This is a genomic window from Curtobacterium sp. MCBA15_001 (genome assembly GCF_001864835.1).
Lineage (GTDB): Bacteria > Actinomycetota > Actinomycetes > Actinomycetales > Microbacteriaceae > Curtobacterium.
Window position 1 is genome coordinate 47,677 of record NZ_MJGI01000026.1, and the last position, 12,137, is coordinate 59,813.

Sequence of the window (12,137 nt, forward strand, 5' to 3'; positions counted from 1 at the left end):
GGCTACGCGCGATTCGACTTTCGATGCCGCGCGCGATGGGTCGGATCGCAACCGACGGGAGGCCCGGTGCCGGTCCCTGGGACCGGCACCGGGCCTCCAGGGGTCGGAACACCGACCGCGGTCAGACGGCGGCGGCTTGCTCCGGCGCGTCCGTGGGCTCGAGCACGGCCGTCGCGGCCGTGGTCGTGGTGGCCGGCTCGGGGCGCCGGTTGGTGCGGGTGCGGTGCGAGCTGAGCTCGTCGTTCTGGGGGGCCATGGTGCGTCCTGTGGGGGTGGGGGACCGTGTCGGCGGGGTGTCCGACCCGGATACGGTACCGCTTCGTCAGGACATGGCGACAATCCCGCGTCCGGGTGTCACGATCGTGCGGTGAACCGCAGCCGAACGGTCAGTGGAACCAGTCCTGCGTGCGGATGTCGCGGAGGGCCTGACGCCGGGTCTCGGGGGCCAGGGTCATGACGTAGACGGTGCCGTCGAGGTGGTCCACCTCGTGCTGCAGGGCCTCGGCCATCAGACCGGTGCCCTCGAGCTCGACCGGCTCACCGTCCACGTCGACGCCACGCACCTTGGCGTAGGGGTGACGGCTGGTCGGGTAGGCCAGCCCGGGGACGGACAGGCAGCCCTCGTCCATGAGCTCGGGCTCGCCGCCGACCTCGACGACCTCGGGGTTCAGCACGTAGCCGACCTCGCCGTCGACGTTGTAGGAGAACGCGCGCAGCGAGACGCCGATCTGCGGTGCGGCCACACCGGCACGGCCGGGCTCCTTGACGGTGTCGACGAGGTCCCGCACCAGGTCGCGGAGGCCCTGGGTCCCGAAGGCGGACGGTGCGACCGGGTCGGCGGGCGAACGGAGGACGGGGTCGCCGAAGAGGCGGATGGGACGGACGGTCACGTTACTGCAGCACCACCAGGAGGTCTCCGGCGTCCACCTGCTGGGTCACCGGGATCGCGAGTCGGCCGACGGTCCCCGCCACGGGGGTCGTGATGGCCGCTTCCATCTTCATCGCCTCGATGCTCGCCACGGCCGCGCCGGCCTCGACGACGTCACCGACAGCGACCTTGAGCGTCACGACACCGGAGAACGGTGCCGCGACCTGGCCGGGGACGGTCTTGTCCGCCTTCTCGGCGGCCTTCGTCTCGACCTGGATCGACCGGTCGCGGACGGCGACCGGACGGAGCTGGCCGTTGAGCGTCGCCATCACGGTGCGGATGCCGCGCTCGTCCGCCTCGCCGATCGCCTCGAGGCCGACGAACAGGTCCACGCCACGGCCGAGCGGCACCACGTGTTCCTCCCCCGGACGCAGGCCGTACAGGTAGTCGACGGTCGACACCGAGGACAGGTCACCGTACTCGTCGCGGACCTGCTGGAAGGCCCGGGTGGGCGCCTCGAAGAGCAGCCGGTTGAGGGCCTGTCGGCGGTCGGGGCCGGGCGTCGCCAGGTGCGGCGCCTCGTCGTCCGGGACGGGTGTGATCGTCGGCGTGACGTTCCGGCCCGCGAGCACCTTCGACCGGAAGGGCTCCGGCCAGCCGCCGGGCAGCTCGCCGAGTTCGCCGGCCATGAAGCCGATGACGGAGTCCGGGATGTCGTACTGCTGCGGGTTCTGCTCGAAGTCGGCCGGGTCGGCGTCGACCGCGGCGAGCTGGAGCGCGAGGTCGCCCACGACCTTGGAGGACGGGGTCACCTTGGTCGGGCGCCCGAGGATCCGGTTCGCCTCGGCGTACCAGTCCTCGACCTGCTCGAAGCGGTCGCCCAGTCCGAGCACGATCGCCTGTTGACGGAGGTTCGACAGCTGCCCGCCGGGGATCTCGTGCTTGTACACGCGCCCGGTCGGGCCGGCGAGTCCGGACTCGAACGGCGCGTACGCCCGGCGGACCGCCTCCCAGTACGGCTCGAGGTCACCGACGGCGTCGAGCGACAGGCCGGTGTCGCGCTCGGTGTGCGCCAGGGCGGCCACGAGCGCGGACATGCTCGGCTGGCTGGTCGTGCCGGCCATCGGTGCGGCGGCGACGTCCACCGCGTCCGCCCCGGCGCGCGCTGCGGCCAGGAGCGTGGCGAGTTGGCCGCCGGCGGTGTCGTGGGTGTGGACGTGCACGGGCTGGTCGAAGCGCTCGCGCAGCGCGGTGACGAGCTTCTCGGCCGCGCCGGCCCGCAGCAGGCCCGCCATGTCCTTGATGCCGATCACGTGGGCACCGGCGTCGACCATCTGCTCGGCGAGACGCAGGTAGTAGTCGAGCGTGTAGAGGTCCTCGCTCGGGTCGAGCAGGTCGCCGGAGTAGCAGAGCGCGGCTTCCGCGACCGCCGTGCCGGTGGCGAGCACGGCCTCCAGGGCGGGACGGAGCGCTCGGACGTCGTTGAGCGCGTCGAACACGCGGAAGACGTCGACGCCGGTGGCCGCCGCCTCGGCCACGAAGGCGTCGGTGACCTCGGTCGGGTAGGGCGTGTAGCCCACGGTGTTGCGGCCGCGCAGCAGCATCTGGATCGGGATGTTGGGCATCGCCTCGCGCAGCGCGACCAGGCGCTCCCACGGGTCCTCGCCGAGGAACCGCAGCGCGACGTCGTAGGTCGCGCCGCCCCAGGCTTCCGTGCTGAGCAGCTGCGGGGTCAGACGGGCGACGTACGGGGCGACCGCGACCAGGTCCTTGCTGCGGACGCGCGTCGCCAGGAGCGACTGGTGGGCGTCGCGCATGGTGGTCTCGGTGACCGCGAGCGGGATCTGCTCGCGCAGTGCCTGCGCCCACGCAGCCGGTCCGAGCTCCAGCAGTCGTTGCCGCTGCCCGGCCGGCGGTGCGGTGGTCAGGTCGACGTGCGGGAGCTTCAGCGCCGGGTCGACGATCTGCGCACCACGCTCGCCGTTCGGCTTGTTGACCGTGACGTCGGCGAGCCAGTTCACGATCTTCGTGCCGCGGTCCTTCGACACGTGGCCGCTGAACAGCTGCGGGCGTTCGCCGATGAAGGCGGTGGAGACGTCTCCACGCGCGAAGTCCGGGTCGTCGAGGACGGCCTGCAGGAACGGGATGTTCGTGCTGACCCCGCGGATGCGGAACTCGGCGAGGGCCCGCTTGGCTCGGGTGACCGCGGCCGGGAAGTCCCGCCCGCGGCAGGTCATCTTCGCGAGCATCGAGTCGAAGTGCGGGCTGATCTGCGCGCCCGTGGCCACCGTGCCGCCGTCGAGTCGGACGCCGGCACCGCCCGGGCTGCGGTAGGTCGTGATGCGGCCGGTGTCGGGACGGAAGCCCTGCGTCGGGTCCTCGGTCGTGATGCGCGTCTGCAGCGCGGCACCGTGCAGGGCGACGGTGTCCTGCGACAGCCCGAGATCCGCCAGGGTCTCCCCCGCGGCGATGCGCATCTGCGACTGCACGAGGTCGACGTCCGTCACCTCTTCGGTCACGGTGTGCTCGACCTGGATGCGCGGGTTCATCTCGATGAAGACGTGCTGGCCGGCGCGTTCGCCGACGGTGTCCAGCAGGAACTCGACCGTGCCGGCGTTGACGTAGCCGATCGAGCGCGCGAAGGCCACGGCGTCACGGTGCAGCGCGGCGGCGATCGACTGGTCGAGGTTCGGCGCCGGGGCGATCTCGACGACCTTCTGGTTGCGACGCTGGACGGAGCAGTCCCGCTCGAACAGGTGGATCGTGCCGGCGTCGGTGCCGGTCGCGTCCGCCAGGATCTGCACCTCGATGTGCCGCGGACGCAGGACGGCCTGCTCGAGGAACATCGTCGGGTCCCCGAACGCGCTGTCGGCCTCGCGCATCGCCTCTTCGAGCGCGGGACGGAGCTCGTCCTTCGTCTCGACCCGGCGCATGCCGCGTCCACCACCACCGGCGACGGCCTTGGCGAAGACCGGGAAGCCGATCGCGTCCGCCCCGGCGACGAGCTCGTCGACGTCGCGGCTGGCCGGGGTGCTGGCGAGGACGGGGACCCCCGCGGCGATGGCGTGTTCCTTGGCCGTGACCTTGTTGCCCGCCATCTCGAGCACGTGCTGCCCAGGACCGATGAACGTGATGCCGGCGGCCTCGGCAGCGGCGGCCAGGTCCGGGTTCTCGGACAGGAAGCCGTACCCGGGGTAGATCGCATCGGCGCCGGACTCGCGCGCCACGCGGACGATCTCGGACACGTCGAGGTAGGCGCGCACCGGGTGGCCACGCTCCCCGATCAGGTAGGCCTCGTCCGCCTTGAGCCGGTGCAGCGAGTTGCGGTCTTCGTAGGGGTAGACGGCGACGGTGCGGGCGCCGAGCTCGAACGCCGCGCGGAAGGCACGGATCGCGATCTCGCCACGGTTGGCGACCAGGATCTTGCGGAACACGCGGGCCCTTTCAGCGCTGGGTCAGGTGGGACAACCCTAGTGGCGGTAACGTTGCTCAACGTGCATGTACTCAGCGTGAGCTCTCTCAAGGGCGGTGTGGGCAAGACGACGGTCACACTCGGTCTGACCTCGGCCGCGTTCGCCAAGGGCCTGCGAACGCTGGTCGTCGACCTGGACCCACAGTCCGACGTCTCCACCGGTCTCGACATCAACATCGCGGGGCACCTCAACGTGGCCGACGTGCTCGAGAACCCGAAGGAGAAGATCGTCCGCCAGGCCATCGCGCCGTCCGGCTGGACGAAGGGATCGCAGGGCAAGATCGACGTCCTGGTCGGGTCCCCCTCGGCGATCAACTTCGACGGCCCGCACCCCAGCATCCGCGACATCTGGAAGCTCGAAGAAGCACTGGCGAACGTCGAGCAGGACTACGAGCTCGTGCTCATCGACTGCGCTCCGTCGCTCAACGCCCTGACCCGCACGGCATGGGCCGCGTCCGACCGCGTGACCGTCGTCACCGAGCCGGGCCTGTTCTCCGTCGCGGCCGCCGACCGGGCTCTCCGCGCGATCGAGGAGATCCGACGCGGGCTCTCCCCCCGCCTGCAGCCCCTCGGCATCATCGTCAACCGGGCTCGCGTGCAGTCCCTCGAGCACCAGTTCCGCATCAAGGAACTCCGCGACATGTTCGGCCCGCTGGTGCTCTCGCCGCAGCTGCCCGAGCGCACCTCGTTGCAGCAGGCTCAGGGTGCCGCGAAGCCCCTGCACGTGTGGCCCGGCGAGTCCGCGCAGGAGATGGCGCGCAACTTCGACCAGCTGCTCGAGCGCATCATGCGCACGGGCAAGATCGGTCCCTACGCGGACGGCGCCCCCGCCTGACCCGCGCCTGACGTGACGGAGCGCCCCGGTCCCGCGTGGACCGGGGCGCTCCGTGCGTGTGGGTGGCCCGCGCCGAAGTCGCGCAACACGCCGCTCACGACCGCCGAAGTCGCAGGAACCGTCGGCTGCTCCGCTCGCGGACGGCCGACTCAGCGATCTCGGCGTCACGCCGACGGCGTGTTGCGCGACTGACGAGCAGCACGAGATCCGCGATCTGCTACTTGCCGTCGGGCGGCCCGGTACGAGGCGGAGTCCGACGCTCGTACGAGCCTCGCGCGCAGCACGCTCGCGGTCTCACAACACGCCGCTCGCGTTCGGCGACGTCGCACCGAGTGCCGCTCAGACCCGCTGCTACCGGCGGGAAGTGCGACGTCGAGGACGCGCGGACGGCGGGTTGCGCGACTTCGACGACTCAGGATGCGGCCGACAGGCGACAGCCGACAGCCGACGCAGTGGGCGCGGGCGCGGCGAGCCTGCTGCGACCACTGCGGTGCCACGACGTGCCGCTCACGTTCCCCGAGGTGTCGCATTCGACCGGTTCCGCCCGTCGAGATGCCGGAATTGTGGAACCTCGGTCGGGCGCAGGGACTCCGGCGCGGGGTGACGCGCGGCCGGGCAGCCTCGCGCCCGCGCGCGGGTCAGGACGCGCGCGTCGCCCGGCGTGCGGCGAGCTCGTCGGCGGGGTCGGCCGCCGGCGTCGCGTCGAGCTCGACCAGGGAGCTCTCGACCTCGCGCAGGACCTTGCCCACGGCGATGCCGAAGACGCCCTGCCCGCGGGAGACCAGGTCGATGACCTCGTCGTCGGAGGTGCACAGGTAGACCGAGGCACCGTCGGACATCAGCGTGGTCTGCGCCAGGTCGGACACGCCGGACTCGCGCAGCTGGTTCACGGCGGTGCGGATCTGCTGCAGCGAGATGCCCGTGTCGAGCAGGCGCTTCACGAGCTTGAGCACGAGGATGTCGCGGAAGCCGTAGAGCCGCTGCGACCCGGAGCCGGCGGCGCCGCGGATCGTGGGCTCGACGAGCTCGGTCCGTGCCCAGTAGTCGAGCTGGCGGTAGCTGATGCCGGCGGCCTTGGCGGCGACGGTGCCGCGGTAGCCGTTCTGTTCGTCGTGCTCGGGCAGGCCGTCGGTGAAGAGCAGACCGAGGTCGTACCGCGTCATGTCTGACGGGGTACCGGGGGTTTCGTTCCCACTCATTGGACTGCCTTCCAGGACGTTCGAGCCCTCTCCCGAAGCTTCAACGACGGGTTGAGAGTTGTGCCGAGGTCCACGGTAGCGACTCCGACGGCTCCGGCGCGGGACATCCGCCACGGCGCGTCCGGCGTGTCGAGGATACGCCCGCCGACCGACCGCGCGACAGGCACGGGACCGACCGCGCTCATGCGTCCATCCGCCCGATCGCGGCGCGGATCAGGTTCGAGCGGATGACCTCGAGGTGCCCGGCGATCTCCCGCGCGGCCTCGAGCGCCTTGGCCTTCGAGGTCGCGTCACCGCGGCGCGACACCGGCATCAACGCCGACTCGATCAGCCCGACCTCGCGCTCCGCAGTGCCGCGGAAGGTGCGGAGGTGGCGCGGCTCGATGCCGGTGCGCTGGAGCTCGACCAGGGCCTTGAGGACGACGACCGCGTCCTCGCCGAAGGTGTCCGACGCGGGCAGCAGCGACGCGGAGACCGCATCGGTGAGCAGCATCGGCGACGCGCCGGCAGCCCGCACGAGGTCGTCGCGGGAGTAGCGCTTCTCGCCGCCGAGGATCGACGGCTTGGGACCGTCTCCGCCGCCCGGCAGGACGGGCTCTCGCCCGGCGTCGAGGTCGGCGAGGTACTCCTTGATGACCTTGAGCGGCAGGTAGTGGTCGCGCTGCAGTCCCAGCACGATCCGCAGCCGCTCGACGTCGGCCGCCGAGAACTTGCGGTAGCCGCTGGCGGTCCGGACGGGCGTGACGAGCTCGCGTTCCTCGAGGAACCGCAGTTTCGAGCTCGACAGGTCGGGGAACTCCGGCTTGAGCCGGGCGAGGACCTGCCCGATGGTCAGCAGGTCCGCAGCCGGCAGACCCGACCGCACCGCGGCCGAGCGCGCAGCCACTACGCGTTCGCCAGGCGCGCCAGGTCGACGCGGGACGCGTAGAAGGTCAGGCGGAACTTGCCGACCTGGACTTCGGCGCCGTCGGTGAGCGCTGCTTCGTCGATGCGTTCGCCGTCGAAGTACGTGCCGTTGAGCGAGCCGTTGTCCTTGACGGTGAACGACGTGCCCTGCCGCAGGAACTGCGCGTGCTTGCGCGACACCGTGACGTCGTCGAGGAAGATGTCGGCGTCGGGGTGACGGCCGGCGGTCGTGACGTCGGAGTCGAGCAGGAACCGCGCCCCGACGTTGGGGCCGCGGCGGACGACGAGCAGGGCGGAGCCGGACGGCAGCGCGTTGATCGCGTCACGTTCTTCGGGCGAGACACCGGACTCGGGCGTCAGTGCCGCCCCGAGTTCCATGCTGAAGGTCAGCGTCGTGTCGACCAGCCGCTGCTCCGGGGTCTTCTGTCCCTCGGGCTGCGGGACCACTGGATCTGGCATCGGTGGACCTCCTCCTCTTGGCGTCCAAGCGTATCGGAAACGCGAGCCTCGTCGAGAGCCCCGTGGACGGGTGACACCCCCTGTCCGCGACCAGCGGACACGCGGGTCCCCCATCATGCGGACGGGAGGGTCGGTGCCAGCTGGCACCTGGGCCCACGCCGGCCGGTTCCGGACCGACGCGCCAGCGGCGGGTCGGTCGTGTCCGGTGGGGAGCCTCCCGTCCGTCACTGCGCACGTCAGCCGGCCGCACCCGTCGGCAGGGCCGTCCCGTCCTGCTGGGCCTGCAGGATCTGCTTGATCTCGGCGTCCTTGAGCTTCACCCAGGGCGAGCCGTCGGGGTCGCTCGTGGAGGCCTGCGGCGAGTTCCCGGTGTTCCACCACTTCGCCTGGTACGGGACGCCCTGGAACAGGACGCGGTCGCTCGTGTCGTAGGTCGCGGTCCCCGACCAGGCCGGGTACGTGCCCTTCGGCAGCGTGACCGGCTGGACCGGCTTCTCACCCTCGAGCACCGGACCGATGAGCTGCCACGGCGTCTCGTACGCGCTCAGCACCGGGTCGTCCGGCAGGTCGCCCGAGGTCCACCACTTCGCCTGGTAGACGTTGTGGTGCCACACGGTCTTGGTGCCCTCGAGGTAGGACGCGTCGGCGCTCCAGACCGGGTACGGACTCGTCTTCGGGTCGTCCGTCGGCTGCACGGTGGCGGAGGGCTCGGCCGTCGTCACCCCGGAGGCCGCGGCGACGATCCCGCCCCGGTACCCCTTGCCCAGGACGTCGGCGAACAGCACGCCGTGCTGGTCGACACCCGAGCAGGAGTCCGACACCGTCGACAGGTTGACGTAGTTCGACCCGCACGTGGTGTCGCGGTTCAACGACCACATCGACATCCGGCCGAGGCCCTGCTGCCGGGTCCAGGTGTTGAGCTTCGCTGCGTCGGCCATCGTGAACACCTCGTCCCGCACGTCGTTCTGACCGATCATCGGCGTCGCGCCGACCTTGTGCCACAGCGTCCCGCTCGACAGCGGGGTGCCGGCGCGGGTGTACAGCACGCCGAGCTGCCGGTGCACCTCCTGCAGCGCCTGGACCGAGGCGGAGTACATGCTCTGACTCGAGCCCTTGGCGTCGCCGTAGTCCATCGTCATCGCGTTGACGCCGGCCAGGTCGACCCCGGCCTCGAGGAACTGCGCGACGGCGGTGGTGCCGTCGCTGGTCAGCCCGGACGGGGCGACGGGCAGGGTCAGCCACACCGCGAGCGGGTGTCCGGCTGCCCGACGCTCGCGCTGCAGGGTGGCGACGGCCTCGGCGCGCCGCTGACCCGCGGCGTGGTTCGTCAGGTCGTCCCCCTCGACGTCGTAGTCCACCGTGCTGACGTCGTAGCGGTCGACGACGGCGGCGTAGGCGTCGACGAGGTCGCCGGCGTCCGTGCAGGTCGTCGCGAGCTCGTCGTTGGTCAGGCCGCCGAAGGACACCCCGACCGCGCCCTGCTGCTGCTGCAGTCGGGCGATGCGCCGGTCGAGGTCGAGCTGGTCCGCGGCGCCCTGCAGCGAGTAGTACGAGCCCCACGTCGGGGTGCAGCCGGCGTCGTGGTCGGCGACGACGAAGGACAGCATGACGGCGCGGCCCTTGGCGCTCTTGAGGTCCTCGAACGCGAAGGTCGGGGTGGCCGTGACGTCGGTGTAGGCGGCGAACCAGGCGTGCTGGGGTTCCGTCGCCTGGGCGGACTGCCAGCGGTCGAAGCCGACGTAGCCGGCAGCGACCAGGCCGATCGCGACGACGGCGGCGAGGGACACGCGGAGCGGGGAGAGGCGTCTCGTGGTCGACATGGTCAGGCGGCCGTCTTCTCGTTCGGGGCGGAGGTGGTGACCCGGCCGCGGGGGCTGCTGCCCGTGCCCGCTCCGACGACGTCCGCGTGGTGGTGGTTCGGCATCGTGCGCCCGCGGTCGCCGAAGTACAGCACGGCGCGCCAGTCCTCGGTGCCCGGCAGGAGCTCGGGGGTCCGACCGCGGCGGACGGCTCGACGGGTCGCACGGGCGTCCCGGCGGGCAGCCCGTCGCGCGGCACGGGCGGACGGGTCGTAGAACATCCAGGACGTCGCCCAGAGGAAGACGTCCACGACCGCGTTCCACAGTCCGATGTAGGCGACGATGGCGTACGTGGCGAGCAGGGCGTTGAAGGCCGCGAACACGGCGTTGCCCCAGTTGCCGGCGTGCACGTCGCGCAGGAACGTGAACACCGAGAAGGCCACCATCGCGAACGGTGCGAGGACGTAGAGCGCGGGCGATGCCGTGCGGTCCCGGACCTTGGGCGTGCGGGCGAACGGGATCTTCTTCGCCGTCAACGCCTGCTGGACGCTCTTCAGCACCCCGGCGACGTTGACCGGCATCAGGATGAGGTTGAACCCGTAGATGCGGAGGATGTCGGTGCGCTTGTAGCCGCAGTCCTTGAGGTCACTGCTGAACAGCCAGAAGTAGGGCAGCGCGGCGAGCAGCACCATCGGGCTGAGCAGGCGCGAGTCGTACGGGTAGGCCAGGAGGAAGATCAGTCCGAGGGAGCCCCACGCGATCGACGCCATGTAGTTCACGCGCAGGGACAGCTCGACGATGCCGACGCGTTCCCCACGGGCGCGGCGCTCGCGCACCTGCCGCAGGTACTTCGGCAGGATCAGCAGACCGCCGTTGGCCCAGCGCCGACGCTGGACGATGAGCGAGCCGAAGTCCGGCGGGGTCGCGCTGTAGGACAGCCGCTCCGGGTAGTTCACGAGGGTCCACCCGTGCATGCCGAGGTCGACGCTGGACTCGGTGTCCTCGATCACCGTGCGGTCCTGCACGTAGCGCTTCACCTCGAACCCGCCGACGGTCTCGATCTCCTCGATGTCGCGGAGCGCCCGGGTGCGGATGACGGCGTTCGCACCGACCCAGAAGGTCGCGTTGTGCCGCGACATGCCCTGGTGGAGGATGTGCTGGATGTCGGTCGTCGCGCCGGCGAGCCGCTCGATGCGGGTCGCGGCGCCGCGGAAGGACGAGTACGGCGTCTGGGTGACGGCGACGCGGGCGTTCTCCGGCTGCTCGAGGAAGTAGACCAGGCGCAGGCAGTAGTCGCGCAGCAGGACCGAGTCGGCGTCGAGCGTGAGCACGTAGTCCGACGCCGGCACGACCAGGTCCGCGGTGTCCGGGTCGCTGACCGTGCGGAGGATCGTGCCCGAGGCGGTCTCGTCGAACGCGTACGCACCGCCGAGCAGCCCGAGGTAGGCGTTGAGGTTCATCGCCTTGTTCGCCTCGTCAGAGAGGTTGGCGAAGCGCTTCCGCTCGAACGTCGTGATCTCGGCCGTGAAGGTCCAGGCCAGGCGGCGCTGCAGCTCGACGACGCGGGACGACGGGATCTCCGACAGCACCGGACCGGCCGCGGCGCCACCGGCAGCGGCATCGCCGGCAGCGGCCGCCGCGTCGGCCGCCGCCGTCGCGTCGTCGATCGCCGCTTCGAGGGCCTCCCAGGTCAGGCGGAACTCGTCAGCGAGTCCGACCAGCACCTGGTCCCGGAAGAAGTGGTCCACGTGGTCGACGACGTCGTGCTCGCGGGCGTGGCGGCGGAGCCAGGCGTCGGCCCAGCGGTGGTGCTCCACCAGGGTGCGGAGCGACTCGACGGTCGCGGTGGGCGTGTGGGAGGCCTCGACCTCGGCGGACAGCAGCGCCTCCTGGAAGCGCTCGGCCGCCGGGGCGAGCTGGGTCTGGATGCCCGCGGCGACGGCCCGGGTCTGCTCCAGCTTGGCGAGCACGGCCGGGTCGGTGGGGAACGGGGCGTCGTCGACGAGCAGCACGATGCGCAGGGACGGGTACTCCTGCAGCGCGGCGGACCACAGGGTGGTCGCGACGACCTCGGGCTCCTCGGCGTAGCTCGGGACCAGCACGGTGAGCGGGACGTCGTGGCCCTCGGCGAAGTGCCGGTCGAGCTCGGCGCGCGGGACCCGGACGTGGGTGGCGAAGCGTTCGAGCGCACCCTGCCGCGCGATGAGGTGCATGAGCGCCGAGAACGTCAGGAACGTCACGACGACCAGGTACGACAGCGCCTCGGTGGTGAAGCGGAAGCTCTCGGTGCCGGAGTCCAGGAACTGGCGGATCACGGTGTAGACGACGTACGCGAGCCAGAACGCGATGGTCAGGATGACGGCGATGCGACCGGCGACGAGCTTCCGGTCGGAGGGGCGGGCGTGCAGTGTGTCGAGCGGGTGGGTACGCCGCTCGGAACCCCACTGCCGACGGCGCACGGGCGCGACGTCGAACTCTTCGGGCATGGGTGTCCTTCGTTCGTCCGGACCAGCGTGCGATCGGGTTCGCGTGCTGTCGGGTGTCCGGTTCGGTCCGACGTTAGGGGGACACTCCGGGGGATGCGGACACCCGGACGGGG

General features: G+C 71.3%; 9 protein-coding genes. 1 reads left to right on the forward strand and 8 read right to left on the reverse strand.

Annotated features, from left to right (window positions below; translation table 11 throughout):
• Positions 1-121: 121 nt before the first annotated feature.
• The 3 genes from BIU90_RS19190 to BIU90_RS15410 all read right to left on the reverse strand — a co-directional run bounded on the left by BIU90_RS19190 (position 122) and on the right by BIU90_RS15410 (position 4,302).
• Positions 122-256 carry a hypothetical protein gene (locus tag BIU90_RS19190; RefSeq protein ID WP_302847398.1) on the reverse strand — a complete coding sequence of 45 codons (135 nt, stop codon included), beginning with the start codon at positions 254-256 and terminating at the stop codon, positions 122-124.
• A gap of 130 nt (positions 257-386) precedes the next feature.
• Positions 387-890: a peptide deformylase gene (locus BIU90_RS15405; protein WP_071301113.1), complete on the reverse strand. Its 504-nt coding sequence runs from the start codon at positions 888-890 to the stop codon at positions 387-389.
• A 1-nt stretch (position 891) separates the two neighbouring features.
• Positions 892-4,302, reverse strand: a complete 3,411-nt coding sequence (locus BIU90_RS15410) for a pyruvate carboxylase (protein ID WP_071301114.1) — start codon at positions 4,300-4,302, stop codon at positions 892-894.
• 60 nt (positions 4,303-4,362) lie between these two features.
• Here BIU90_RS15410 and BIU90_RS15415 point away from each other — a divergent pair, with 60 nt between their 5' ends.
• Positions 4,363-5,175 carry a ParA family protein gene (locus tag BIU90_RS15415; protein WP_056125490.1) on the forward strand — a complete coding sequence of 271 codons (813 nt, stop codon included), beginning with the start codon at positions 4,363-4,365 and terminating at the stop codon, positions 5,173-5,175.
• A 638-nt stretch (positions 5,176-5,813) separates the two neighbouring features.
• Here BIU90_RS15415 and BIU90_RS15420 read toward each other — a convergent pair.
• The 5 genes from BIU90_RS15420 to BIU90_RS15440 all read right to left on the reverse strand — a co-directional run bounded on the left by BIU90_RS15420 (position 5,814) and on the right by BIU90_RS15440 (position 12,024).
• Positions 5,814-6,374: a MerR family transcriptional regulator gene (locus BIU90_RS15420; protein ID WP_071301115.1), complete on the reverse strand. Its 561-nt coding sequence runs from the start codon at positions 6,372-6,374 to the stop codon at positions 5,814-5,816.
• A 181-nt stretch (positions 6,375-6,555) separates the two neighbouring features.
• On the reverse strand, positions 6,556-7,260 hold the full coding sequence (locus BIU90_RS15425; protein WP_071301116.1) for a MerR family transcriptional regulator: 705 nt from the start codon (positions 7,258-7,260) through the stop codon (positions 6,556-6,558).
• Complete coding sequence (locus tag BIU90_RS15430; protein ID WP_071301117.1) at positions 7,260-7,739, reverse strand: FHA domain-containing protein; 480 nt, start codon at positions 7,737-7,739, stop codon at positions 7,260-7,262. Before BIU90_RS15430 ends, BIU90_RS15425 begins: the two co-directional genes overlap by 1 nt.
• A gap of 236 nt (positions 7,740-7,975) precedes the next feature.
• Complete coding sequence (locus BIU90_RS15435) at positions 7,976-9,559, reverse strand: chitinase (protein ID WP_071301118.1); 1,584 nt, start codon at positions 9,557-9,559, stop codon at positions 7,976-7,978.
• Between the two features lie 2 nt (positions 9,560-9,561).
• Positions 9,562-12,024, reverse strand: a complete 2,463-nt coding sequence (locus BIU90_RS15440; protein WP_071301119.1) for a glycosyltransferase family 2 protein — start codon at positions 12,022-12,024, stop codon at positions 9,562-9,564.
• Positions 12,025-12,137 lie beyond the last annotated feature (113 nt).